Origin of the sequence: Blautia sp. Marseille-P2398, assembly GCF_964240315.1 — a bacterium.
Taxonomy (GTDB): domain Bacteria; phylum Bacillota; class Clostridia; order Lachnospirales; family Lachnospiraceae; genus Blautia_A; species Blautia_A wexlerae.
Window position 1 is genome coordinate 182,856 of sequence record NZ_CAXSTD010000005.1, and the last position, 26,591, is coordinate 209,446.

Genomic DNA, 26,591 nt, shown 5'->3' on the forward strand with positions numbered 1-26,591 from the left:
AGGCACTCAGATATACATTGTGTATTTACACATCTGTGTGTCTGTGATTTCTGAGTATTCCAGGTTTATGGCTTTTTTACAGAAGCTGTACTCCTTTTGCTGCTGCTTCTTTCATTACTTCTTCCGGCCACAGGGAAGCATGTACTTCACCGATGTGTGCTTTTCTGAGGAAGAACATACAGATACGGGACTGGCCGATGCCGCCACCGATAGTATATGGAAGTTCTTTGTTAAAGATTGCTTTCTGGAAAGGAAGCTCGCGTCTGTCATCACATCCTGCGATGGTAAGCTGTCTGTCAAGCGCATCCTCGTCAACGCGGATACCCATGGAAGAAAGCTCCAGAGCAATGTCGAGAACAGGATAATAAACAAGGATATCACCGTTTAATTCCCAGTCATCGTAGTCCGGTGCACGTCCGTCATGACGTTCTCCGTTGGTTAAGGTTTTGCCGACCTGCATAAGGAATACGGCACCTTTTTCCTTGACAATCTTGTATTCACGTTCCTTTGGAGTGAGATCAGGATACATGTCGACCAGTTCCTGGGTGCTGACAAATGCGATCTCTCTCGGAAGGATTTCTTCGATGTAATCGTACTGAACAGCCATGTATTTTTCGGTCTTGCGGAGAACGCTGTAGATAGCACGTACTGTGGAAACAAGTGTGTCCATGTTGCGTTCTTCCTTGCTGATGATCTTTTCCCAGTCCCACTGATCTACGTATACGGAGTGGATATTGTCCAAATCTTCGTCTCTTCTGATCGCAATCATGTCTGTGTAAAGTCCTTCACCATGAGCAAAGCCATATTTCTGTAATGCATATCTCTTCCATTTGGCGAGAGAGTGTACGATCTCAGCATTCTCCGGCTGGCCTTTGATATCAAAGCTTACCGGACGTTCCACGCCGTTTAAGTTATCGTTCAGACCGGATGACGGATTAACGAATACCGGAGCGGAAACACGCAGCAGATTCAGTTTTTGAGCCAGTGTCTGCTGAAAGAAATCTTTCACAGTCTTAATGGCAATCTGGGTATCGTGAAGATTTAAAGATGACTGATACCCGTCAGGAATTTTAATCTGTTCCATGAGTGGATTCCTCCTGTAATTTCTGTATTTGCATATTTTATGGCAAACTGATAAAAAATATTGTTGTTTACTGAATATCCATTATCTTTTCCCACGCTATTATAACAGGAAAATGGTAGTTTGACAATTATTACTGTTCATTTGGAAGTATCTCGCGGGATATTATGGTTACGGAGAACAGAACGAGTTACTGTTCACTGGTAATATCCCGCGAGGTGTTTTTTGTGAGCGAAGGTCACAGAAAACCCGAGACATACCGCGCGAATTTATGCGATTAGCATAAATTCTGTGCATCGCGAAGCGTGTTACTGAGAACGGAGTGAGCAGTAACCAGAACGAACAGTAACACAATTTCAGCTTTGCAAGATTGGGGCGAAATGTTAAAATAAATGTGTAAATGAATGAAGCGTTAAATTTATATAAAACTCAGGGGGAAGATATATGGGAAAAAGGTGTCAGGTCTGTGATGGACCAATTGTAAACGGCAGGTGTAAATATTGTGGAATGCCATATAGAAATGATATGGAACTGTATCATCTGAACGAAGACCGTTCAGAGCACTATCGTCATGCTTCGGCAAAGGTGAAAAAAGCAATGGCAGAGAACGAGATCCCTTTGTCTGACAGAAATAAAACAGTTCCCAAAGCTGCAAAAACTTCGTCTGCCAGAACACAGACTATTAGAACGCAAAATACAAAAGTACAAACTTCAAGAATACAAACATCAGGGACAAAGAAAACATCAGGTCAGTCGTACAGCGCACAGACTGCCCGTACATACAGCACCGGAAAAAAGACAGCAAAAAGTGAGAAGAAAAAGAGCGGCAAGGCAGGCAAAATTTTCTGGATCATTGTGCTGATTCTGATGGTAATAATAGGTCAGATGGCAGAGAATTGGGATACGATTGGATACAGGATAGAAGAATTTATCTATGATGAGTTTGACATAGATCTCAACAGTATTTTTGATGACAGCAGTTCTGATGAAGTAAATGAGAGTAATAAGAATAATGAAAGTAATGAAAATAATGAAAGTAATGAGAATAACTGGACAGATGACTGGTCTGAGACTATCAGTGCAGTAAAGAACGGACAGGATGAACAGAGGGGCAATCCGGACTGGTATATGTTCACCGGAGAGAATTATATTGTCAGAACGGATGATACTGCATCAGAGATTGGCGATATAGATGCCAGTGACCAGGGGTATGATTTTACAATAGATCCGGGAGAATACAGGATAGTGTCCGGCTGGGAGAAGGTTGCTCTGGAAATCAGAAGTTCTTCAGGAAAAGATGAAACTGTAAAATTTGACGAAGCAGACCACGAGGAGAAAATAGAATTACATGCCGGGGATGAGGTATCTGTGGTATCTCTGGATGGTCAAGATAATTATCTTGCCATGTATCAAATTCAGCAATATGACGAATAATTTTTTGCCCCTTTCTTTTTGTCAGAGACTGTGCTATACTTGTTAAACGTACCACATATAGAGAGAATTGTGGTGAATGAAAGAAAAAAATACTATATATTGTATATGGGAGCAAAAGGTATGATATATGTTATAAAGAAAGATGGTACGAGAGAAGAGTTTAATTCACAGAAGATCGTAGCAGCAGTAAATAAGTCGGCAGCCAGAATTTTATACACATTTTCGGATAAAGAGAAGGAATTTATCTGCCAGTTTGCGGAAGAACATGCGGAGGCACTGGGAAAGAATGAGATAGAGATCCAGGAGATGCACAACATCGTAGAGGGAGCACTTGAGAGAGTGAACCCGGCAGTGGCTAAGAGCTACCGCGATTACAGAAATTACAAACTTGACTTTATCCATATGATGGATGATGTATATACCAAGAGTCAGGCAATCCGTTATATTGGTGATAAGAGTAATGCCAATACAGACAGTGCGCTTGTAGCTACAAAGCGAAGCCTGATCTTTAATGAACTGAACAAAGAGCTTTATCGTAAATTTTTTATGAATCGTAATGAACTTCAGGCATGTAAAGATGGTTATATTTATATTCATGACCAGTCTGCACGTCTGGATACCATGAACTGCTGTCTCTTTGATGTGGCATCTGTACTCAGCGGCGGATTTGAGATGGGAAATGTATGGTACAATGAGCCTAAGACACTGGATACTGCGTTTGATGTTATGGGTGATATTATCCTGAGCACTGCTGCACAGCAGTATGGCGGATTCACAGTACCGGAAGTAGACAAGATTCTTGCACCTTATGCACAGAAGAGTTACGATAAATATATCCAGGAATTTATGAAATACTCTGACGAGAGCTGGACAGGACGTGAAGAACGTGCGATCGAGTATGCGCTTGACAAAGTTCGCAGAGATTTTGACCAGGGATGGCAGGGGATTGAGTATAAGCTGAATACAGTCGGATCTTCCAGAGGGGATTATCCATTTGTAACTGTAACTCTTGGACTTGGAATAAAGCAGTTCGAGAAGATGGCAAGTATTTCTCTTCTTGAAGTGCATAAAGGCGGACAGGGTAAGGCAGGACGCAAGAAACCGGTACTCTTCCCGAAAATCGTATTCCTTTATGATGAAAATATCCATGGAAAAGGCAAGATCAGTGAGGATGTATTTGAGGCAGGGGTTGACTGTTCTGCCAAGACTATGTATCCGGACTGGCTGTCCATGTCAGGAAAAGGATATATTTCCAGTATGTACAAGCAGTATGGAAAGGTTATAAGTCCTATGGGATGTCGTGCGTTCTTAAGCCCCTGGTACGAGAGAGGCGGTATGTATCCGGCAGATGATAAGGATGTTCCTGTGTTTGTGGGAAGATTTAACATCGGTGCGGTAAGCCTTCATCTTCCAATGATCCTTGCCAAAGCCAGAGCAGAGAGCAGGGATTTCTACGAAGTGCTGGATTTCTATCTTGAGATGATCCGTAATCTGCATATCCGTACCTATGATTATCTGGGACAGATGCGTGCGTCAACCAACCCGCTGGCATATTGTGAGGGAGGATTTTACGGTGGACATCTGAAACCGAATGAAAAGATTGGCAAGATTCTGAAACCAATGACAGCATCCTTCGGAATCACTGCATTAAATGAACTCCAGGAACTTTACAATGGCAAATCCATTGCTGAAGACGGGCAGTTTGCACTGGATGTGCTGAAATATATCAACAGGAAAGTAAATGAATTTAAAGAGAAAGATGGTTATCTTTATGCAATTTATGGAACACCGGCAGAGAGTTTATGCGGACTGCAGGTGGAACAGTTCCGTAAGATGTATGGCATTGTGAAAGGGGTTTCTGATCGTCCTTATGTAAGCAACAGTTTCCACTGTCATGTGACTGAAGATGTAACTCCGATTGAAAAACAGGATCTGGAGGGACGTTTCTGGGAGTTGTGCAACGGCGGTAAGATTCAGTATGTACGTTATCCGATCGATTATAATCGTGAAGCAATACGCACTCTGATTCGCAGAGCCATGTCTTTGGGATATTATGAGGGAGTAAATCTTTCCCTTGCTTACTGTGATGACTGCGGACATGAGGAACTTGAAATGGACGTGTGTCCGGTCTGCGGTTCCAAGAATCTGACAAAGATTGACCGTATGAACGGATATCTTTCCTACAGCCGTGTGCATGGTGATACTCGTCTGAACGAAGCGAAGATGGCAGAGATTGCGGAACGTAAATCTATGTAATATCAGGTCAGGGGTAAACTTTTGAATCTGACATCATAATATGATAATTAAAAGACATATACCGGCAAGATGATATGTATTGCTCTGGTATATGTCTTTTTGTATTGTCAGATAAAATATAGCAATCCTCTTAAATGTATTATTTACGAGGATTGCTATAGAATCATTTAATGATAGTTCCGGTTTTTTCGAAATATCCATCCTTTGCATGCGCAATATCTGTGATGATCGTTCTTCTGTTATCTCCCTTTTCGATAAAAGAGATTCCGGCTTCGAATTTAGGAAGCATGGAGCCTGGGGCAAACTGATTGTCAGCCATATATTTCTTAGCATCATCTACAGAAATTGTATTAAGATATTCTTCGTTGTCCTGACCGAGGTTCAGACTTACTTTCTCAACACTGGTAAGGATCAGAAGAGTATCTGCATTTAATTCCTGTGCAAGAAGTCCGCTGGAAAGGTCTTTCTCAATGATCGCACTTGCACCATGAAGATCGATTCCCTGTTCCATAACCGGGATTCCGCCGCCGCCTGCTGCGATTACTACCTGGCCCGCATCTACAAGTGTGCGGATTGTTTCAAGCTCTACGATTTTCTGCGGTTTCGGAGCTGCCAGGATTCTTTTATAAGTGCCGTCAGCCAGTTTAGTGACAAAGTTTCCCTTGCTTTCTTCAGTTTCAGCCTCTTCTTCTGTAAGGACACGTCCGATGATCTTCTCAGGTTCAGCGAAAGCATCATCATATGGATCAATGACAACCTGTGTAAGGATAGTAGCTACCGGTTTATAAATACCTCGGGAAATAAGTTCTGCGCGGATTGCGGTCTGGAGGTCATATCCGATATAGCCCTGACTCATTGCCGAACATACGGACATAGGTGCAAATGTATAGTCAGGATGTGTTTTGCCAAATTCATTCATGGCTGTGTGGATCATTCCAACCTGTGGACCGTTACTGTGGGAAATGACTACACGATTTCCGGCTTCTACAAGATCTGCGACAGCTTTGGCTGCTTTTTTTGTAGCGATTTTCTGCTCCGGTAAGGTGGTTCCTAATGCTCTGTGGCCCAGTGCAACTACTGTAATTTTTTCGCTCATGGGAATTACCTCGATTCTTTCATGTTCTGTAAATATGATATCTGCGGGGTGATCTTATATATAAAGATTTTTGAAATTTTTTATCACTGATATCATAAATATTCAATCATATTGATATCCTACATTATAAAAGACTGCCAGTAGAATTGCAATAGAAAATAACTCAAAAAACACCTCGCGGGATATTATCAGTGAACAGTAACAAAAAACAAACAGCTCTCACATTTCTGTGAGAGCTGTTTTGTTTTTTTGAGGGGGGAGATAGAGAGTGGTTTTTCATCTATCCAAGACCTATTATATGGGAAAATTATGTTCAAAGTATGTCGAATTTCTGAAACAATCGGTAAATTTATAAAAGAATTATAAACAAATACGAAAAATAAAAAGTGGTATCTTGTTTTTATAGCATAGACATGCTAAAGTAGATTCATCGGCAACAGCCGTTATCAGTATTCTTATTTTCACGCACCGGTCCGGTGCAAAAATTTCCAATTATTTATTGATAGTCCGGGAGATGGTTTTGAATCCTGAGCAGAAACTCTGAAAATCTTATTTATTGTGCAAAACAGAGAGGAGAGATGCGTATGTCTGTGGATATGAACTTATAATCTCGAAAGATACTGTACCGATATCATTCTGACAGTGGAAGTACCTCAGATGACATAGAATAAAAATTCAGGAGAATGAGAGAATGGAAAAAAGAATATGGAATCAGTTAAAAAAAGCAGTCATGATAACGGCTGCTGTCGGGATTTTGGGAGCAGGAGCAGTATCAGCAGCAGAATTTGAAGCTGCAGAGTTATATGTTCCTGCTGTGGGTTTAAAGCAGAGTGCACAGTGGATCGATGAAGAGAAATTTCAGGCAGAACTGACACTGGAAGTGAGCGGTCTGAAAGAACTGTACAAAAGTCAACAGGAAAATACTGCTTCGGAGAACGGACAGTTGCAGATGGAAAATAGTACATGGGATGGCGAAGTGAGAGAAGCAGAAGCAGCAGAAAATACGACAGATGAAGTGGATTCCGAAAATACAGAGTGTGAATCAGAGAGTGCAGTAATAGATATAGAAGATATAGAAAGCGAAGAATACCGGAAGGCAGAAGAAAACGCAGAAGGATCTGACACAGAAACCGGACAGACACAACAGAGTGAGCAGGAGAACCAAAATGAGATCAGGGAAGATAAAACCAGATATTTTCTGACTGTATATATTTCAGAATATTTTCAGGTAAATGCAGAAGCGTTAAAGAATGATCTGCAGGCTGAATCCGTACAGATACAAAATAAGAAAGGTGAGACAACCCAGATTACAAAGCTGACCTGTGAGACTGCACTTTCAGATGCGGAAACAGATATCTTTACCATGAAAGTGCCGGTGTCTCTGCGTGAAGAATATCGTATTTCTTCTGTAAAAACAGATTATCCTCTGTGCCAGGATGCACCGCTTTGCAAAGATTGGGAGGGGACAGGTGCGTATTTCTGGATGAAATCAGGGGATGAAACCCGGACTGTTGCAGAAACTCCTTCAGCTCTGCTTTCCGTACAGGAGGCAAAAACAGGGATCACAGCCCGGTTACAGCAGGAGACGAAAGAGGTACGTGCAGGGCAGAACCTTAATTATATATTGTCTGTAGAGAATACAGGAGAATTACCTCTGGAAAATATAGAGATATCCAGTGTTTTTTCTCAGGATAATATAAAAGCCGAATGGAAACAGGAAGAGGGATTTACTGCAAATGGTATGCAGGGAATTATTTCAGGTCTTAAGGCAGGAGAAATCAGAAATCTTCAGATGACAGTACAGCTTACAGAAGAGCAGGCAGGAGAGCTTATTCATACAGTAACTGTAAAAGCGAAATATCCGGGAAAGGAAGAAAGTATTGGATGTCAGAAATCAGTCGAAACAGAAGTCATTGCATTAAAGGCGGCTTTTGAGGTGGAGAAAACTGCGGACAGAACACAGGCATATCCGGGAGATACGATCACATATCAGATCTGCATCAGGAATACAGGTGAGCGGACACTTCATTCGGTTCTCAGTACAGAAAGATTCCAAAATGCCGGTATTCAGGCAAACTTTGTCAGGAAAGAGGGCGTAACATTAAACAGCACAGGCACACAGGCGCTGATTCCGCAGATCGCACCGGGAGAGGCTTTTGCACTTTACGCCACAGTGACTGTTCCACAATATATGGCAAGTCAGGAATTGATCAATGAGGTAATCGTTACATCTGATGAGACTGGTACACAGGCAATGACATCTAAGGCAAACGTAGAATTAAAGGAAACTGATAATATTGTTACAGTTACGCCGCAACCGGCATCTCTGGCTTCCCAGAGTTATGGATATGACTCAAAGTCCGGAAGTGCTTATACTACTGCTTCCAAACCACGTACAGGAGATGAGACAGAAACGGCTTTGTATATTGTACTGGGGATTTTTGCAATCATGTCCGGAGTCAGTGCATTCTGTTACAGGAAGACAAAAAAACAGCAGAAGTAGAGAAACAACGTTGAAACGACAGGGGAGGTGTGCTATTCTTATATAGAATATACGCTTTAGTAAAACACCTCTGCCTGACTTTAAAGAAATTGCGTTACTGTTCACACATCACTATCCCGCGAGGTGTTTTGGCATGAATATGCCAAAATCCCGAGACATACAAGCCAAAATTCCATTGCCGCAGGCAATCTGGAATGAATTTTGGCTAAGTTACTGTGAACGGAGTGAACAGTAACGAAATTGCCGCAGAGGCTGTATGAAATTCAGGCAGGCAGGAAATGATATGGAGGATTAAAATGAAATTAATATCCTTACTGGAAAAGCTGGAATATACATGTCTTCAGGGCAGTACAGACCAGGAAGTAAAAAATGTGATTTATGATTCCCGGAAAGTAGAAGAGGGCTCTCTTTTTATCTGTATCCGCGGTGCAGTGGTGGATGGCCATAAATTTGTGCCGGATGTAGTTGCAAAAGGAGCAAAGGTTCTGATCGTGGAAGAAGCTGTGGAAGCACCGGAAGATGTGACAGTCATTCTTGTGAAAGATACACGATATGCAATGGCGTTTATTTCTGCCGCATATTTCGGATATCCCGCAGAGAAACTGAAAACAATTGGTATCACAGGAACAAAAGGAAAAACAACCACTACGTATATGGTAAAATCTATTCTGGAAAATGCCGGATATAAAGTGGGACTGATCGGAACCATTGAAGCGATCATCGGTGACAAAGTGATTCCTGCAAAGAACACAACACCGGAGTCTTATGTGATTCAGGAATATTTCCATGAGATGGCAGAAGCCGGCTGTGACTGTGTGGTTATGGAAGTTTCCTCCCAGGGACTGATGCTTCACAGAACTCAGGGATTTGTTTTCGATTTTGGTATTTTTACAAATATTGAGCCGGATCATATCGGACCAAATGAACATAAGGATTTTGATGATTATCTCAGATGCAAGTCCTTACTTCTGAAACAGTGCAAGGTAGGAATTGTAAACAGAGATGATGAACATTTCGAGAAGATTATTGAAGGTCATACATGCAGCCTGGAAACTTATGGATTTTCACCGGAAGCAGACCTTCGTGCGGAAGATGCAAAGCTGGTCGGAGGTAAAGGATATCTGGGTATTTCCTACCATCTGAAAGGACTTCTGGATTTTCATGTAGAGATAGATATTCCCGGTAAATTCAGCATCTACAATTCATTGACAGCAATCGCGATCTGCCGTCATTTTAAGGTTTCGGAAGAGAACATTCTCAAAGCCTTAAAAGTAGCTAAGGTAAAAGGCCGTATCGAAATGGTAAAAGTATCCGATGATTTTACTCTGATGATCGATTACGCGCATAATGCCATGGCTCTGGAGAGTCTTCTGACCACTTTGAAAGAATATCATCCCCACAGACTGGTATGTCTGTTTGGATGCGGAGGCAACAGATCGAAGCTTCGCCGCTATGAGATGGGAGAGGTTTCCGGAAAGCTTGCAGACCTTACCATCATTACCTCTGATAATCCACGTGATGAAGAACCACAGGCGATCATCGATGATATCAAGATCGGTATGGCAAAAACCGATGGAAAATATGTAGAGATTCCGGACAGAAAAGAAGCCATCGCCTATGCGATTCATCATGGAGAGCCGGGGGATATTATAGTTCTGGCAGGTAAGGGACATGAGGATTATCAGGAAATTAAAGGAAAGAAATATCCTATGGATGAACGTGTCCTGATCGCAGATATTCTTGCTGGTAAATAGGTAGCGGGTCAAACAGGAATAAGTTCATGATATATGCTGATATAATAATTGATATTTCCAGTGATAAACTGGACCGGAGTTTTCAATATCGTGTACCGGAAAGGCTGGAGAAGAAAATAAAGGCAGGGATGGTGGCAGCCATCCCTTTTGGAAATGCCGGCCGGGTGCGTAAAGGATATGTGATCGGATTGTCAGATAAACCGAAAATTGCTCCCGAAAAGATTAAAGAAATCAGTGAAATCTGCAGTGGAGAAGAGACTACGGAATCCAGACTGATCGCCCTGGCAGCCTGGATGAGAGAAAATTATGGTTCCACCATGATCCAGGCTCTCAGGACAGTACTTCCTATCCAGGAGAAAATCAAGGCAAAAGAGAAAAAATATATATGCCTGGATATTTCCGAAGAGGCGGGAACGCAGTTGCTGAAAGAACTTGAACAAACAAGGTTTAAAGCCAGAACAAGACTTCTGAGGGAACTTCTGGAGAAAAAAAGACTGGATTATACACATGCGGCGAAAGAACTGGGGACAACTTCTGCTGTTGTAAAGAAATTTCAGGAGCAGGGGATTATCCGCATAGAATATGATGAGATAATGAGAACTTCACTGAATACAGGTGATATTTCCGGAGAAAGGCGAATGCCGCTTACAGATGAACAGGAAGCGGCAGTAAAACAGATACAGAGAGAGTGGGAAAAACCATCGCCGAAGCCTGTACTGATCGAGGGAGTGACAGGGAGCGGGAAAACCCAGGTGTATATAAAGCTGATCGAGCAGACGCTTTCTCAGGGAAAAGAAGTAATCGTGCTGATTCCGGAGATTGCTCTGACATATCAGACGGTACGCAGATTTTATGCCAGATTTGGGGATAAAGTATCAGTTATCAATTCCAGACAGTCTCAGGGAGAACGCTATGATCAGTTTAAACGTGCGAAAAAGGGAGAAGTCCAGGTGATGATCGGTCCCAGATCTGCGCTGTTTACGCCATTTGCCAGTCTGGGACTGATCATTATTGATGAAGAACATGAACCAAGCTATAAAAGTGAAAGCACACCCCGTTATCATGCAAGGGAAACTGCAATCCAGAGAGCTGTTTTAGAACATGCAAATGTGGTAATGGGTTCAGCTACTCCATCAGTGGAAGCCTACAGTAAGGCAATGAATGGGGAATATAGTCTGGTCAGGCTGATGACAAGATATGGAAGCAGACCTCTGCCCCGGGTTTCCATCGTAGACCTGCGTGAGGAATTAAAAGCAGGAAACAGGTCTGTACTGAGCAGAGAACTCCGGCAAAAGATGAAAGGCCGGTTTGAGAAAAAAGAACAGGTAATGCTTTTTCTGAACAGAAGAGGATACGCAGGTTTTGTATCCTGCCGGTCCTGTGGACATGTGATGAAGTGTCCGCATTGTGATGTTTCTCTTTCGGAGCATAATAATGAAAGGCTTTTATGTCATTACTGTGGATATGAGACAGGAAAACCCCGGATATGCCCGGTGTGCGGATCGCCTTATATTGGCGGATTTAAGGCAGGAACACAGCAGATCGAGAAGGTAGTGCGGGAAGATTTTCCAGAAGTCAGGACTCTCAGAATGGATTTTGATACAACAAGAACCAAGGGCAGCTATGAAAAGATCCTTGCAGCTTTTGCTGCTCATGAGGCAGATATACTGATCGGAACACAGATGATCGTTAAGGGGCATGATTTTCCGGATGTCACACTCATGGGAATAGTAGCAGCGGATCTTTCGCTGAATGCAGAGGATTATCGATGTGCGGAACGTACCTTTCAGCTTCTCTGTCAGGCAGTCGGCCGGGGAGGACGGGGGGAAAAACCGGGAGAGGCAGTGATCCAGACCTATCATCCGGATCATTACAGTATTCAGGCGGCGGCAGTGCAGAATTATCAGGCATTCTATGAGGAAGAGATGAGTTACCGTATGCTTCTGGATTATCCGCCTGCGGCACATATGCTGGCAGTTCTGGGTTCAGGTCCGGAAGATGAGAAACTGGTTCAGGCCATGTATTATCTGAAACTTTATATAGAAAGGATATACAGAGAAAATGACCTGCATATCATTGGCCCGGCATATGCGTCAGTTGGAAAAGTTAAGGATATTTACAGACAGGTTATCTATTTAAAACATAAAGATCATAAAACGCTGGTACACATCAAAGACCAGCTGGAGAAATACATAGAGATAAATTCCGGTTTCCGGAAAATATACATACAATTTGATTTCAGTTAATTATGGCAGAGTTTTTCAAAATCTCATTACTGAAGTAATCTGCTGCAGAAAGGAAATCCGACAGGCAGTAATTTCTGAAATCGTGATATAACAATAATCAAGATATCAGGTTAGGGGCAAAATATCTTTTGATCCTAACATCATAATCAAAGAAGAGGAGAATAAAGAAATGGCACTTAGAAAAATCAGATTACAGGGCGATGAAGTACTTGCAAAGGTCAGCAGACCGGTAGAAAAGATGACACCACGTATTCATGATCTGATCGGGGATATGCTTGAAACCATGTATGATGCAATGGGAGTTGGCCTCGCGGCACCACAGGTAGGTATGCTGAAGCGTATTGTTGTGATTGATATAGGAGAAGGTCCTATCGTGCTGATCAATCCTGAAATCCTTGAAACATCAGGCGAACAGACTGGTGATGAAGGATGTTTAAGTGTACCTGGAATGGCTGGTCAGGTAACACGTCCGAACTATGTAAAGGTAAAAGCTCTGGATGAAGATATGAATGAAGTAGAATATGAAGGGGAAGGTCTTCTTGCGCGTGCTTTCTGCCATGAGATCGATCATCTGGACGGACATATGTATACAGAACTGGTAGAAGGAGAACTTCATCAGGTTTCCTATGATGAGGATGAGGAGTGATAATCAAATGAAGATAGTATTTATGGGAACACCGGATTTCGCAGTGCCGTCATTACATGCACTGACAGAAGCCGGATATGCGGTGGCAGCAGTAGTGACCCAGCCTGACAAACCAAAAGGCAGAGGTAAGACATTATTGCCAACACCTGTAAAAGAAGAAGCCGTTATGCACGATATTCCGGTATATCAGCCGGAGAAAGTGAGAAATAACCCTGAATTTCTGGAGATTTTGAAAGAAATCAATCCTGATATCATAGTTGTTGCTGCATATGGACAGATTATTCCAAAAGAAATCCTGGAACTTCCGAAATTTGGATGTATCAATATTCATGCGTCTCTTCTTCCGAAATACAGAGGAGCAGCGCCTATCCAGCAGGCTGTGATCGACGGGGAAAAAGTATCAGGTGTAACGATCCAGCAGATGGGAGAAGGTCTTGATACCGGTGATATGATTTCAAAGATAGTGATTCCGATCTCTCCGACAGAAACAGGTGGAAGCCTGTTTGGAAAACTTGCGCAGGCCGGTGCGGATCTGCTGATCAAGACGCTTCCATCTATTGAGCAGGGAACCGCGGAGTTTGAAAAACAGCCGGAGGAGAGTCCTACACCTTATGCGGCTATGATCACCAAACAGATGGGACTGATGGATTTCAGAAAATCTGCAGAAGAACTGGAACGCCTTGTACGCGGCCTGAATCCATGGCCAAGTGCTTATACATTTCTTAATGGAAAAACTCTGAAAGTGTGGAAATGTAAAGTCAGCACTGAGAAAACAGATGCTGTTCCGGGAACAATCTTCCTGGCAGATAAAGAGGGGATCCATACAGCATGTGGAGAAGGAGTGCTGATTCTTACAGAGATACAGCTGGAAGGTAAGAAGCGTATGGAAACAGAAGCCTTTCTCCGGGGATATCACATTGAAAATGGAATTGTTTTTACAGATCATAAGGAGTGATTAGATGTACGGATATTATTATTTTGATCCTACGTATTTACTGCTCGTTATCGGAATGGTGCTGTCTTTACTGGCATCTGCAAAGGTAAAGAGTACGTTTTCTGTTTACAGCAGAGTGCGCAGTGCATCGGGGCTTACAGGTGCCGATGCTGCCAGACGGATTCTTCGTATGTCGGGAATTACGGATGTTACGGTAGTACCCATATCCGGCAGCCTGACAGACCACTATGATCCGGGAAGTAAGAAACTTGCACTTTCCCAGGATGTATATGATAAAACATCTGTGGCTGCGATCGGGGTGGCTGCGCATGAATGTGGACATGCTATTCAGCATGCGACTAACTATGTGCCATTGAATCTTCGCTCTGCGATTGTGCCTGTTGCAAACATCGGTTCCACACTTTCCTGGCCATTGTTTCTGGCAGGACTGATTTTCTCAATCCGTCCATTGCTGACTGTTGGAATCATTTTGTTTACATTTGCGGTTCTTTTTCAGCTTGTAACTCTTCCGGTAGAATTCAATGCTTCTTCAAGAGCGTTGAAAATGCTTGGAAGTTCAGGAATGCTTGGAAACGATGAGGTAAAAGGTGCAAGGAAGGTTCTTACAGCGGCAGCACTCACCTATGTTGCAGCACTTGCTTCATCAATCCTGCAGCTTTTAAGACTGATCATACTTGCCGGAGGAAGAGACCGTGACTAATGGAATAAATACAAGAGAACTGATATTACAGATATTACTGGAAATCGAGGAAGAGGGAAAACACAGCCATATTGCAATCCGCAATGCTCTTTCCAAATATCAGTTCCTTCCAAGACAGGAGAGAGCTTTTATTACCAGAGTCTGTGAAGGAACACTGGAATATCGTATTTTAATAGATTATATTATTGATTCATATTCAAAAGTATCTGTAGATAAAATGAAGCCTGTGATCAGGGAAATCCTGAGAAGTGCAGTTTATCAGATCAGGTTTATGGACAGTGTGCCGGACAGCGCAGTGTGTAATGAAGCGGTGAAGCTGGCACAGAGAAAAGGCTTTTACAGCCTGAAACCTTTTGTAAACGGTGTTCTTCGTACGATTGCCAGAGAGTGGAAAAATCTGAAACTTCCTTCAAGAGAAGAAAATCGGGTCAGATATCTGTCTGTCAGATATTCTATGCCGGAAACACTGGTAAACCGTTGGCTTGAGGATTACGGGGAAGAAAAAACAGAAAAGATCCTTACAGAGTTTCTCACTGAGAAACCGATCACAGTACGATGCAGAACTCATAAATATCCACAGAAAGAGATTTATGAGAGCCTGGTCGATCAGGGAGTGGAAGTGAAACCTGCACCTTATCTTCCCTATGCATATGAAATTTCAAATTATAACCATATTCTTGCACTGGATGCATTTATACAGGGGAAAATCCAGGTGCAGGATGTAAGCTCCATGCTGGTGGCAGAAATTGCAGATCCGCAAAAAGGGGATTATGTGATAGATATGTGCGCAGCACCTGGTGGAAAGAGTCTCCATGTTGCAGATAAAATGGGAGATTACGGAACAGTAGATGCACGCGATATCAGCCAGTACAAAGTGGATATGATCGAAGAGAATATTCACAGAACAGACTGCATTAATGTGCAGGCTCATGTGATGGATGCTACGGTATTTGATGTAGATTCAGAACTCAAGGCAGATGTCGTTCTGGCAGATGTCCCATGTTCCGGATATGGAGTAATTGGAAAGAAGCCGGAGATCAAATACAGGGTGACAGCACAGAAGCAGGAAGAGATTGTAATCCTTCAGAGAACAATCCTTGACAATGCGGCAGAATATGTGAAACCGGGCGGAGTGCTGGTATTTAGTACCTGTACTATCGCAAAGGAAGAGAATGAAGAGAACATGTTGTGGTTTATGAATAATCATCCGTTCAAACTGGAGAGTATTGATCCGTATCTTCCGGAAGAACTGCATTCTGAGACAACAGCTCTGGGTTATCTTCAGCTTCTGCCGGGAGTACACAAAACAGATGGCTTCTTTATTGCAAAATTCAGGAGAAAATAAGTAATGACAGACATTAAGTCAATGACGATCGACGAATTAAAGAAACTGATGACCACTCTGGGAGATAAGCCTTTTCGTGCGAAGCAGATTTACAGCTGGCTGCATGAACACCTTGTTACTTCTTATGATGAGATGACAAATCTTTCCAAAAGCCTGAGGGAAAAACTGAAAGAATATCCTGTCACAGCACTGAAGATGGTAGATGTACAGACATCCCGGATTGATGGTACACAGAAGTATCTGTTCCGTCTCAGTGATGGAAATGTGATAGAGAGTGTTCTCATGCGGTATAAACATGGAAATTCTGTCTGTATTTCTTCTCAGGTGGGATGCCGCATGGGATGCAGATTCTGTGCATCTACCATAGGAGGACTGACCAGATGTCTTCTCCCGTCAGAAATGCTGGATCAGATATACAGGATACAGGCTCTGACAGGAGAAAGAGTTTCCAATGTTGTGGTCATGGGAACGGGGGAACCTCTTGATAATTATGAAAATCTTCTCAGGTTTATACATATCCTGACAGAAGACGGAGGACTTCATATCAGTCAGAGAAACCTGACTGTATCTACCTGTGGGCTGGTTCCGAAGATTTATGACCTTGCAAAAGAAAAGCTTCAGATGACACTTGCACTTTCCCTTCACGCACCTAATGATGTGAAGCGACGGGAACTGATGCCGATCGCAAACAAATACAGCATGGATGAGGTTCTGGAAGCCTGCCGTTATTATTTTAAAGAAACCGGGCGTAGGATCACATTTGAATACAGTCTGGTAGCAGGAGTTAATGACAGCGATGAGGATGCAAGGGAACTTTCCGGCAGAATCAGAGATATGAACTGCCATGTAAATCTGATCCCGGTAAACCCTATTAAGGAACGTTCCTTTGTGCGTTCAACAAGACAGGCTGTGGAGAATTTCAAAATAAAACTTGAAAAATGTGGAATAAATGTTACTATTAGAAGAGAAATGGGCAGTGATATTGATGGTGCCTGTGGACAGTTAAGAAAAAGTTATATGGAAAAAACAGAAAGCGAGAAGTGACATGAGGATATATTCAGCTACTGATGTCGGGCAAAAGCGGAAGATGAACCAGGATTATGTGTTCGCAACTGCTGACCCGGTTGGAAATCTTCCGAATCTGTTTGTTGTTGCAGATGGTATGGGTGGTCATAATGCAGGTGATTATGCATCCTCTCATGCGGTTACATCTATGGTGGAGGAAATCCGGCAGGATGCGGATTTTAATCCGGTAAAGGTAATCCGTCATGCCATTGAATGTGTAAATACCGAGATTCTTGCCCAGGCACAGCAGGATGAGAAACTCAGAGGAATGGGAACAACGATAGTGGCAGCTACTATCGTAGGACATTACGCTTATGTGGCAAATGTAGGTGACAGCAGACTTTATGTGATCGGAGAGAAGATTCAGCAGATAACAAGGGATCACTCACTGGTGCAGGAGATGGTAAGAATGGGAGAACTTGACCCTGAACAGGCAAGGAAGCATCCGAAGAAAAATATCATTACAAGAGCACTTGGAGCAGAGAAAACAGTGGATATTGATTTCTTTGATCTGAAACTGGAACCCGGAGATGTAGTTTTGATGTGTTCGGACGGGCTCAGCAACATGGTTGAGGACAGCCAGCTGAGGGAAATCATTTCTGACACATCTACAGATCTGGATGAAAAAGGCAGGATACTTATAAGAGAAGCAAACCGCAATGGCGGCAAGGATAATATTGCAATTGTATTGGTAGAACCATTCACAGACGAGGTGAAAGCATGTTAAAAACGGGAATGATCATAGCAGAACGCTATGAGATATTAGGAAAAATTGGTACCGGCGGAATGGCGGACGTATACAAGGCAAAAGACCATAAGCTGAATCGGTTTGTTGCTGTAAAAGTTCTTAAGCCGGAATTCAGAGAGGATACGACGTTTATCCGCAAGTTTAAAAGTGAGGCTCAGGCTGCAGCAGTCCTGACACATCCGAATATAGTGAATGTATTTGATGTTGGTGACGATAACGGAGTTTATTACATTGTTATGGAGCTTATTGAGGGAATTACTCTCAAGGAGTACATTTCCAAAAAGGGAAAGCTTTCTGTAAAAGAAGCAACCAGTATTGCAATCCAGGTCTCCATGGGACTGGAAGCTGCACACAGCCATGGGATTGTACATCGTGATGTAAAACCGCAGAATATTATCATTTCCATGGATGGAAAGGTAAAAGTAACAGATTTTGGTATTGCAAGAGCCGCTTCTTCCAATACCATAAGCTCAAATGTAATGGGATCTGTTCATTACAGTTCACCGGAACAGGTCAGAGGCGGATACAGTGATGAGAAGAGTGATATTTATTCACTGGGTATCACAATGTATGAAATGGTTACAGGGAAGGTTCCTTTTGACGGAGATACCACAGTAGCTATTGCTATCAAACATCTTCAGGAAGAGATTGTTCCTCCAAGTATTTATACACCGGAGCTTCCCCACAGTCTGGAGCAGATCATTCTGAAATGTACACAGAAAAGCGTGGATCGCCGTTATCAGAATATGGAGGATGTGATCGCAGATCTGAAGCATTCTCTGATCGATCCACAGGGAGATTTCGTAACGCTGACGTCTGTGGATAACGAAGCAAAAACAGTTGTGATCTCAGATAAGGAGCTTGGCGAGATCAAACATATGCCGAAGCAGATCGCAAAATCAGAACCTGAGGCTCTGGAAGAAGAAATCAATGAAACAGATTATGATGATGAGCCGGAAGTGAAAAAGCACAGGAAGAAATCAGATAAGCCTGAGAAAAAGAAAAAAGGAGGCGGACATGGGCTGACTATTGTAATGCTTCTGATGGGTGTTGTGATTCTGATAGCAATCATTCTGGTCGCAGGAAAGGCGTCCGGACTTATTGGAAGTAACAATGATACAGACAAAAAAACTGAGGCCTCAGATACATCGGAATCAGATGATGACGGAATGATAACTGTGCCGAATCTGGTAGGAAAAACAGAGGATGAAGCAAAGAATATCACAAAGGATATGAAACTGGGTATTCAGCCTATGGGCGAGGAGGCTTCAAATCAGGCAAAAGGAACCATTTCTTCACAGGATATTCCAAAGGGAAGTAAAGTAGAGCAGTATACGACCATTAAATATTATATCAGCAAGGGTGCGCAGAAGATCACAATTCCGGATGTGGATGGACAGACCGGAGTAGACGCACAGCAGACTCTGGAAGATATGGGATTAACTGTTGAGATACAGAAAGAATACAGTGAATTAAATGATGATGGTACTCCGGTTACAGATCCGGGATATGCAGTCTCCACAACTCCGGCAGCCGGAAACTCTGTTTCAGCAGGAGATGGCGTAACACTGCTTGTCAGCCGAGGTGTGGACTATGGAGACAGTGTGGAGGTTCCAAGTGTTGTCGGAATGACAAAGAATGATGCAGTTACTACTTTTGGTAAGTTCCTCAATGTGGAAGTAAAAGAGGAAAAGAGTACAGAGGTGGCAGAAGGAGAAGTAATTTCACAGGAACCGGAAGCCGGAAACTGGGAAGATCCGGATAATGTGAATGTTGTGATCACAGTAAGTACCGGAGATCAGGAACCTTCGGCTCAGAGTGACAGCGCAGATACTGCTGCGTCATCTGATGCTCCGGCACAGACAGCAGATAACAGTGCGGCGGCAGCAGCCGGGGAAGTATGGAAATGTACACAGACTCTGAATACTCCGTCAGGATATTCCGGAGGTCCGGTTCGTCTGGAACTGATCCAGAATGTAAACGGAACACCGACAGCTTCAGTTGTTCTGGAAGATCAGGTAATCCAGTTCCCATATGATCTGGATATCACAGGTGCACCTGGTATCAGCGAGGGTACTTTGTATCTGTCTGAACAGATCAGTGGAACTTATCAGGAACTCGGAAATTATTCTATTACATTTGCTAAGGCTGAATGATCCATGCAGGGAAAGATAATAAAAGGAATTGCAGGATTTTATTACATCTATACAGAAAATGATGAGATTTATGAATGCAAGGCAAAGGGAATATTCAGAAAAGATAAACAGAAACCTCTTGTAGGGGATAATGTGGAGATAGAGGTTTTGGATGAACAGGAGAAGGAAGGCAGTGTGACTGCCATCCTTCCCAGAAAAAATTCATTGATCCGTCCGGCCGTTGCCAATGTGGATCAGGCTTTTGTGATTTTTGCGATGGAGAATCCTAAACCTAATTTTATGCTGCTTGACCGTTTTCTGATCATGATGGAGAAAGAGAATGTTCCGGCAGTCATATGTTTTAACAAGAAAGATCTTGCAAAACAGGAAGAACTGGAGCTTTTATATGAAACCTATAAGAGCTGTGGATATGATGTGATTTTTTCCAGTACTTTTAATGGAGAGGGGCTGGATGAAATACGTGAGATCCTGAAAGGAAAAACAACTGTAGTTGCAGGACCTTCCGGTGTGGGAAAATCTTCAATTACCAATGCACTGCAGGAAAATGTACAGATGGAAACCGGGGAGATAAGTAAGAAGCTGAAACGTGGAAAGCATACCACGCGTCATTCTCAGGTGATACCGGTGGGACATGATACTTATCTGATGGATACACCGGGATTTTCTTCTTTATATCTGACAGATATAGAAGAACAGGAACTTAAGGCGTATTTTCCGGAGTTTCGCAGATATGAAGAACAGTGCAGGTTTCAGGGATGCAGACATATCCATGAACCGGACTGTGGCGTGAAAGCAGCATTGGCAGAGCATAAGATCAGCCAGCTTCGCTATGAAGATTATCTGGGACTTTATAATGAATTAAAAGAGAAAAGGAGATTCTAATTATGTATCAGTTGTGCCCTTCTATTTTATCGGCAGATTTTAACCGTTTGGGCGAACAGATCAAAACCCTGGAAAAAGAGGGGATTGAATGGCTTCATATTGATGTTATGGATGGTGATTTTGTACCGAGTATTTCTTTTGGAATGCCGGTGATAAAGTCTATCCGAAAGGAATCAAAGTTGTTTTTTGATGTACATCTCATGGTTACAGAGCCTGAGAGATATATCAGAGATTTTGTGGAATGTGGGGCAGATTCCATTACAGTACATGCGGAGGCATGTGAAGATCTTGAGAGAACTATTGAACAGATCAGGGAAGCAGGTGTGAAGGTGGGGGTTTCCATCAAACCGGCTACACCTGTAAATGATATAAGCCATATGCTCAGCGATGTGGATATGGTTCTGATCATGACTGTACAGCCGGGATTTGGCGGTCAGAAGTATATGGAAGAATGTACGGAGAAGATCAGGGAAGTACGTGAACTGATCGAGGCCGAGGATTTGGATGTAGATGTTCAGGTTGATGGTGGCATCAATGATGAGACAATGGAGACAGTGCTCACAGCAGGTGCAAATCTGCTGGTAGCAGGTTCTTATGTTTTCAAAGATGATCTGGCAGGAAATGTAAAGCATGCCAGAGAACGAATGGACGAGATCATAAGAAGGATTGACTGAGGAAGAGCATGATAGATACGATAATTGTAAGCGGGGGCAATATCCACAGTGATTTTGCCCTCGATTTTTTAAAAAAGAATGAAGCCTGTCTGATCGCAGCTGATAAAGGGCTGGAATTCTTTCTGGAGCATCAGCTTTTGCCGGATGCAGTTATTGGAGATTTTGACAGTCTGTCTGAAGATGGAAAAAAATTCCTGGAAATTCATGAAGAAAGAAGTATGGACAGTGAAATTCCCTATGGTGGAATGACTGAGTGGAAATTGCAAAAAGGCTTTGGAAATGAAAAAAAAGAAATAAAAGTTATCCGCCTGAGACCGGAAAAAGATGACTCAGATACACAGTCTGCCATGAATTATGCGATCAGGACCGGTGCGAAAAAGATAGTGATCTTTGGTGTGACAGGAAACAGAGTAGATCATCTGATGGCGAATTTCGGACTCCTTGTCCTGGCACAAAACCAGGGGGCAGAAGTAACACTTGTGGATCGGTATAATTATATGAAGCTTATTTCAGACGGAACAGTTCTGAAAAAGTCAGAACAGTTTGGAAAATATGTGTCATTTTTTCCATTTGGAGGAAATGTGACAGATCTGACTCTGGAAGGATTTAAATATCCCCTGAGTAACTATTGTCTGACAGCAGCAGACAGTGGACTTACTGTAAGCAATGAGATAATCAGCGAACATGCCAGAGTTACATTTAGCTCAGGAGAATTGCTTATGATAATGTCAAGAGACTAAAACACAAGACACGTTTTTTTGATGAGTTTCCCAGGGAGGCACTGGAGCTTGCAGATGAGCTGAATTTACCGCTTTTTTTACTTTATAGGAAAGACCGCCTGCGGTGCTCTGCTGAATTAAAAAATGCCCGCACGGAGGCGGGCATGATAACAAGAAAATTCCTGGATTAGAAAATATAAAAATTTTCCTCGCCAAATTGTTATCAGATTCGTCATCATTTAGAAGATAATCCATATCTGGAAGTTCTTTTTCGTTTCTCCTTCTATATAATATTCTGTAAATCATTTTGCATGGATGTTCTCTGGTAATAAGTATTTATGATATCCTGTAAAGTAATCGTATTCATCTTTTCTTCAGCGTTTTTTTGAATTTCATTATAAAATCCCTGCAAAGATAACTGAATATTAATACCAACACCACAATCAGGATTGGTATGAGTATCTAAATGAAGCAGCGGTTTCTCACCTTCAACTGCCTTATAAATATCCAGCAATGTAATCTGGTCTGCCGGTTTTGAAAGAGAAGGATGGGCATGTCCGGCTACACTGGTCATAAGTCCGGCCTTTTTTAGTTTTAACATAAGCTGGCGTACAAAGCCGGGATTTGTATGGACACTTTCTGCAATTGAGGCACTGGAGAGAGATTTTTCCTGGTTGATAGCAATCAGAACCATCACATGAACAGTATCACTTAATTTCGTTGAATATTTCATGATAAGAAACTCCTTGTAGTATGATATAATGATTTTGCTTTCACATTTTTGAGACAAAAATATTTCTGGTTTGTCTAAAACATTTCAAGTTCTCAACAGTTCTTTCCAATATGTTGAGAAACTGTGCATATTTATTATTTTGATGATTGTAAATAATATAATTACAACTATAATGAAATTTAAAGGAAAAGTCAACACAGGAATGAAACTTACGGAGGATTGTATAATATGCTGATCGTAGACAAATTTATGAAACCACCAAAATCCTTGAATAAACATTGATTATTACGTGATGCGATAAAATATTTACAAAGGAGAACTTATGGAATACAAAAATCAAACAGAAAATCGTGCATTTCAGGAAATGTTTCAGGCAGCAGTAAAACGGCTGCAAAATCGTTCCGGAGAGGATATTGCTGCAAAAAGTGGGGCTGTTTTTCATAGCAGCCGAAATGTGCTTGAAGTACTGAGTTTTTATGAAACGATTGAAATTCAACTCCCTGAATTTTGTATTAACTCAGACATGGACGAATGGCATTATCTGACATTGCTGCATTATCTGGATATGGCCGATGGAACAGAAGGTTCACAGAAACTCATTACTTTTGGTAACCTGAAAGATGGATTGATTCGAGGAACCAAGTTTGACCGGACTGCAGAGCAGAAACTGGAAAAGCTTTTGCAGGATAAAGATCCTGAGAAAATTCAGAAAGCATGTAAAAACCTGGGTGCAGAATTCACAGAGACAAAGGCGGATCTGTGTGCTGTTTTTCCAGTTCTGCCAAGATATCCGGTAACTTTAAAGATATGGTTTGCAGATGAAGAATTTCCTGTATCTGGCAAAATATTTCTTCAGGATCATGCCGATCATTATCTAAGTGTAGAAGATGCGGTAACAGTTGGAGAAATTTTGCTGCAAAAATTATCGGAAGCATTTTCTTCTCTCTGATCATGAATCAGAAAACTTTCCAGTCCGGCTTTGATAAATTTGTCGATTACTGTCTGAATCTGTTTCCAGTCATTACAGTGATTGCGGAGCATCAGTCTGTTGATGGAAAGGCAGCCATTCATTTGAAAATAAAAAACCGATTCTGCTTGTTCAAAGGTCAGGAGGCTGTGTGACATAAGCCAGGTCACATAGCCTTCTTTTGTATTTTCTGCTATTTTTTCCAGAAGAATAGGGGCAATTGCATCATCCAGAAACAGTGCCCTGTATTGTGATTCCATCTGTATTTTCTGACAGAACGGATAGGAACAGCTTTTTTGATTTAGACAGAATAAATGATCCACAGTTGTTAACATATCCTGAGTCATATCATTAAAAATATCTGATAATACATCATAGATATCGTAGTAATGAAGATAAAAAGTGCCACGGTTGATTTCAGCATTTTTGCAGACCTCAGTAACTGTAATTTTCGTAAAACTTTTCTGTTTTAACAATTCTAAGAACGTATCTTTTATGGTTTGTCTGGTATAGCGGGTACGGCGATCTTGTTTTCTCGTTTTTTCTGACATTATATACTCCTGTATTAGTTAGGATCATATGATTTCTCAACAATTTTTCTGATGTGTTGAGTAACCATACAAATCTCACAGACTGATTATTGTAATTTATATAGTAACAACTATAATGAGGTTTAAAGAAAAAGTCAACAGATTGTTCAGAATTTTAGGAGGAAAAACATGGGACATGTAATTGCAGTATCAGGAAAAGGTGGCGTAGGAAAAACAACTCTTTGTGGATTGTTGATCCAGTATTTATGTGAAAGCGGAAAACGTCCGGTCCTGGCGGTGGATGCAGATGCAAATGCAAATTTGAACGAAGTGCTCGGTGTTGAGCCGGAGGTCACACTTGGGGAGCTGAGAGAAGAAATTGAGCGGGCAGGCATAGACCCACGATATCAGATTCCCTCCGGTATGACAAAACAGGCATATCTGGAAATGCGTCTTTCTGATGCGATTGCAGAAGAAGACGATTATGATTTGATGGTAATGGGACGAACCCAGGGACAGGGCTGCTATTGTTTTGTAAATGGTCTTGTGCAGACCCAGGTTCAGAAACTGCAAAGCCATTATCCATATATTGTGGTTGATAACGAAGCAGGTATGGAACATATCAGCAGAGGAATCCTGCCAATGATGGAAGTTGCCATTCTTGTAAGTGACTGTTCCAGAAGAGGTGTTCAGGCAGCCGGACGTATTGCAAAGCTGATGAAGGAGTTAAACTTTAAACCACAGAAAACTGGATTAATCGTGAATCGTGTTCCGGATGGAAAACTGGATGTCGGAACTCTGGAAGAAATCCGAAATCAGGGACTGGAACTGTTAGGGGTTGTACCACATGATGACCAGGTATATCAGTATGACTGTAATGGAAAGCCGATCATACAGCTTCCGAAAGATTCTCCTGTAAGAAGTGCACTGGAAGAAATTGTAAAGAAGCTAGGACTGTGAGAGAGGGAGGTTCTCTTTATGATTTCAGCCAGACAGCAGTAGATGAGATAAAAAAATAAAAGAAAAATTAGGTTAAGAAAATAATAGAATATATATAGGAAAAAGGTGAAAAAATGGGATTTTTTTCAGGATGTATGGATGCCAGAAACATGACTTCAATTGAAGAAGTTAAATGTCCGAAATGTAGTGCAGATATAGAGGTATTTGTGAGAGATGGAAAAACAGTTGGCGACAGTGTATGCGATAACTGTGGATATACGATAAAAGAAAACCAGATTATACAGCTGTAATTTGTAATATTACATCCGCTTGACGCAAGAAAAAAGCAGTGATATACTGAAACAAAAATTATTTATAAAATAATAATAAAAACCTGGGACTATATTGTGTGATTGAACAGTTACAAAAAATGCAATTCTTGTGGAGGGTATAGGATGATACAGATTGCAATTGTGGAAGATGAAGAAATTTACGTAAAACAATTAACAGAGTATATCCGGAAATATCAAACGGAAAGGGGAAGATCAATAAAGGTTACGGTATTTGGTGATGGAGAAGATATCACTGAAAATTACAGTGGCGGTTTTGACATTATTCTGATGGATATTCAGATGCGGTTCATGGACGGTATGACAGCAGCAGAAAAAATCCGTCAGATGGATCAGAAAGTAATTATTATGTTTATTACAAATATGATTCAATATGCAGTACGTGGATATGAAGTTGATGCAATGGATTATGTAGTAAAACCAGTTGAGTACTTTTCTTTTTCACAGAAACTGGATAAAGCAGTTGGACGTATGCGCTCTGAGGTTAAAGAATTTCTTACGATTCCGATTGGGGAAGGAGTTGTAAAGATAGATATAGCAGATATCTATTTTATTGAGGGGCAGAGACATAATGTAATTTATCATACTTCGAGAGGAGATTATTGTTCAAGAATTACGATGAAAGAACTCGAGGAAAAACTTGCGGTACATAATTTTTTTCGATGTGCAAAGGGATATCTGGTAAATATGAATCATGTAGAGGGATTTGTTGGTTCTGATTGTGTGATCCATAATGTACATATACCTGTCAGCAGAACCAGAAAAAAAGAATTCATGAATCTGCTTCTGCAAAATCTTAATATGGAATGATT

Annotated in this window: 24 protein-coding genes; 19 read left to right on the forward strand and 5 right to left on the reverse strand. The window is 41.8% G+C overall.

The window, feature by feature from the left end; genetic code table 11:
- Positions 1–76: 76 nt before the first annotated feature.
- Positions 77–1,084 (reverse strand): aspartate--ammonia ligase, encoded by a 1,008-nt coding sequence (asnA, locus tag ACESZG_RS07930; RefSeq protein WP_008706487.1) that lies wholly within the window; start codon positions 1,082–1,084, stop codon positions 77–79.
- Positions 1,085–1,525: 441 nt separating this feature from the next.
- Between asnA and ACESZG_RS07935 the strand changes: the two genes are divergently transcribed.
- Positions 1,526–2,515, forward strand: a complete 990-nt coding sequence (locus tag ACESZG_RS07935) for a hypothetical protein (RefSeq protein WP_055059325.1) — start codon at positions 1,526–1,528, stop codon at positions 2,513–2,515.
- A 120-nt stretch (positions 2,516–2,635) separates the two neighbouring features.
- Positions 2,636–4,771, forward strand: coding sequence for an anaerobic ribonucleoside-triphosphate reductase (gene nrdD, locus ACESZG_RS07940; RefSeq protein WP_020993622.1), 2,136 nt, complete (start codon positions 2,636–2,638; stop codon positions 4,769–4,771).
- Between the two features lie 163 nt (positions 4,772–4,934).
- Here nrdD and arcC read toward each other — a convergent pair whose 3' ends face one another.
- Positions 4,935–5,867: a carbamate kinase gene (gene arcC / locus ACESZG_RS07945; RefSeq protein ID WP_008706491.1), complete on the reverse strand. Its 933-nt coding sequence runs from the start codon at positions 5,865–5,867 to the stop codon at positions 4,935–4,937.
- A 691-nt stretch (positions 5,868–6,558) separates the two neighbouring features.
- Between arcC and ACESZG_RS07950 the strand changes: the two genes are divergently transcribed.
- From ACESZG_RS07950 to ACESZG_RS08010, 13 genes are all read left to right on the forward strand, one after another.
- On the forward strand, positions 6,559–8,370 hold the full coding sequence (locus tag ACESZG_RS07950) for an LPXTG cell wall anchor domain-containing protein (RefSeq protein ID WP_373217927.1): 1,812 nt from the start codon (positions 6,559–6,561) through the stop codon (positions 8,368–8,370).
- Between the two features lie 296 nt (positions 8,371–8,666).
- On the forward strand, positions 8,667–10,124 hold the full coding sequence (locus tag ACESZG_RS07955) for a UDP-N-acetylmuramoyl-L-alanyl-D-glutamate--2,6-diaminopimelate ligase (RefSeq protein WP_025578170.1): 1,458 nt from the start codon (positions 8,667–8,669) through the stop codon (positions 10,122–10,124).
- A 26-nt stretch (positions 10,125–10,150) separates the two neighbouring features.
- Positions 10,151–12,370 (forward strand): primosomal protein N', encoded by a 2,220-nt coding sequence (gene priA / locus ACESZG_RS07960; RefSeq protein ID WP_373217929.1) that lies wholly within the window; start codon positions 10,151–10,153, stop codon positions 12,368–12,370.
- A gap of 169 nt (positions 12,371–12,539) precedes the next feature.
- Positions 12,540–13,016, forward strand: coding sequence for a peptide deformylase (def, locus tag ACESZG_RS07965; protein WP_008706495.1), 477 nt, complete (start codon positions 12,540–12,542; stop codon positions 13,014–13,016).
- 7 nt (positions 13,017–13,023) lie between these two features.
- Positions 13,024–13,971 carry a methionyl-tRNA formyltransferase gene (gene fmt, locus ACESZG_RS07970; protein ID WP_118330181.1) on the forward strand — a complete coding sequence of 316 codons (948 nt, stop codon included), beginning with the start codon at positions 13,024–13,026 and terminating at the stop codon, positions 13,969–13,971.
- Positions 13,972–13,975: 4 nt separating this feature from the next.
- Positions 13,976–14,671 carry a zinc metallopeptidase gene (locus ACESZG_RS07975; protein ID WP_118571206.1) on the forward strand — a complete coding sequence of 232 codons (696 nt, stop codon included), beginning with the start codon at positions 13,976–13,978 and terminating at the stop codon, positions 14,669–14,671.
- The gene (gene rsmB, locus ACESZG_RS07980; protein WP_022380481.1) at positions 14,664–16,016 is read left to right on the forward strand and encodes a 16S rRNA (cytosine(967)-C(5))-methyltransferase RsmB; all 1,353 of its coding nucleotides are present in this window, start codon (positions 14,664–14,666) and stop codon (positions 16,014–16,016) included. The genes ACESZG_RS07975 and rsmB overlap by 8 nt, the downstream gene beginning before the upstream one ends.
- Before the next feature lie 3 nt (positions 16,017–16,019).
- Positions 16,020–17,060, forward strand: coding sequence for a 23S rRNA (adenine(2503)-C(2))-methyltransferase RlmN (gene rlmN, locus ACESZG_RS07985; RefSeq protein ID WP_025578161.1), 1,041 nt, complete (start codon positions 16,020–16,022; stop codon positions 17,058–17,060).
- Position 17,061: 1 nt separating this feature from the next.
- Complete coding sequence (locus ACESZG_RS07990) at positions 17,062–17,808, forward strand: Stp1/IreP family PP2C-type Ser/Thr phosphatase (RefSeq protein ID WP_022380479.1); 747 nt, start codon at positions 17,062–17,064, stop codon at positions 17,806–17,808.
- A complete protein-coding gene (gene pknB / locus ACESZG_RS07995) occupies positions 17,802–19,985 on the forward strand; it encodes a Stk1 family PASTA domain-containing Ser/Thr kinase (RefSeq protein ID WP_373217933.1) in 2,184 nt (727 codons plus the stop codon). Before ACESZG_RS07990 ends, pknB begins: the two co-directional genes overlap by 7 nt.
- 3 nt (positions 19,986–19,988) lie before the next feature.
- The gene (gene rsgA, locus ACESZG_RS08000) at positions 19,989–20,867 is read left to right on the forward strand and encodes a ribosome small subunit-dependent GTPase A (protein WP_373217935.1); all 879 of its coding nucleotides are present in this window, start codon (positions 19,989–19,991) and stop codon (positions 20,865–20,867) included.
- Between the two features lie 2 nt (positions 20,868–20,869).
- A complete protein-coding gene (gene rpe / locus ACESZG_RS08005) occupies positions 20,870–21,541 on the forward strand; it encodes a ribulose-phosphate 3-epimerase (RefSeq protein ID WP_227226845.1) in 672 nt (223 codons plus the stop codon).
- 8 nt (positions 21,542–21,549) lie between these two features.
- Positions 21,550–22,281 (forward strand): thiamine diphosphokinase, encoded by a 732-nt coding sequence (locus ACESZG_RS08010; protein WP_055058136.1) that lies wholly within the window; start codon positions 21,550–21,552, stop codon positions 22,279–22,281.
- On the opposite strand, the gene ACESZG_RS08015 is transcribed toward ACESZG_RS08010, so the two are convergent.
- Together ACESZG_RS08015 and ACESZG_RS08020 are read right to left on the reverse strand one after the other, a co-directional pair.
- Positions 22,270–22,566 carry a hypothetical protein gene (locus tag ACESZG_RS08015; protein ID WP_373217938.1) on the reverse strand — a complete coding sequence of 99 codons (297 nt, stop codon included), beginning with the start codon at positions 22,564–22,566 and terminating at the stop codon, positions 22,270–22,272. The two genes, ACESZG_RS08010 and ACESZG_RS08015, sit on opposite strands and share 12 nt — an antisense overlap.
- Entirely contained in the window at positions 22,544–22,993 is a 450-nt protein-coding gene (locus ACESZG_RS08020) for an Rrf2 family transcriptional regulator (protein ID WP_025578148.1), read from the reverse strand. Before ACESZG_RS08020 ends, ACESZG_RS08015 begins: the two co-directional genes overlap by 23 nt.
- A 322-nt stretch (positions 22,994–23,315) precedes the next feature.
- Between ACESZG_RS08020 and ACESZG_RS08025 the strand changes: the two genes are divergently transcribed.
- Positions 23,316–23,942: a DUF3786 domain-containing protein gene (locus ACESZG_RS08025; protein ID WP_119235045.1), complete on the forward strand. Its 627-nt coding sequence runs from the start codon at positions 23,316–23,318 to the stop codon at positions 23,940–23,942.
- Here ACESZG_RS08025 and ACESZG_RS08030 read toward each other — a convergent pair.
- Positions 23,864–24,511: a TetR/AcrR family transcriptional regulator gene (locus ACESZG_RS08030; protein ID WP_173720889.1), complete on the reverse strand. Its 648-nt coding sequence runs from the start codon at positions 24,509–24,511 to the stop codon at positions 23,864–23,866. The two genes, ACESZG_RS08025 and ACESZG_RS08030, sit on opposite strands and share 79 nt — an antisense overlap.
- A 168-nt stretch (positions 24,512–24,679) precedes the next feature.
- Between ACESZG_RS08030 and ACESZG_RS08035 the strand changes: the two genes are divergently transcribed.
- The 3 genes from ACESZG_RS08035 (at position 24,680) to ACESZG_RS08045 (ending at position 26,589) form a co-directional block, all read left to right on the forward strand.
- A complete protein-coding gene (locus ACESZG_RS08035) occupies positions 24,680–25,450 on the forward strand; it encodes an AAA family ATPase (protein WP_373217940.1) in 771 nt (256 codons plus the stop codon).
- A gap of 113 nt (positions 25,451–25,563) precedes the next feature.
- Positions 25,564–25,740 carry a hypothetical protein gene (locus tag ACESZG_RS08040; protein ID WP_172679286.1) on the forward strand — a complete coding sequence of 59 codons (177 nt, stop codon included), beginning with the start codon at positions 25,564–25,566 and terminating at the stop codon, positions 25,738–25,740.
- A gap of 144 nt (positions 25,741–25,884) precedes the next feature.
- Positions 25,885–26,589, forward strand: coding sequence for a LytTR family DNA-binding domain-containing protein (locus ACESZG_RS08045; RefSeq protein ID WP_019162588.1), 705 nt, complete (start codon positions 25,885–25,887; stop codon positions 26,587–26,589).
- The last annotated feature ends 2 nt before the right edge of the window (positions 26,590–26,591 follow it).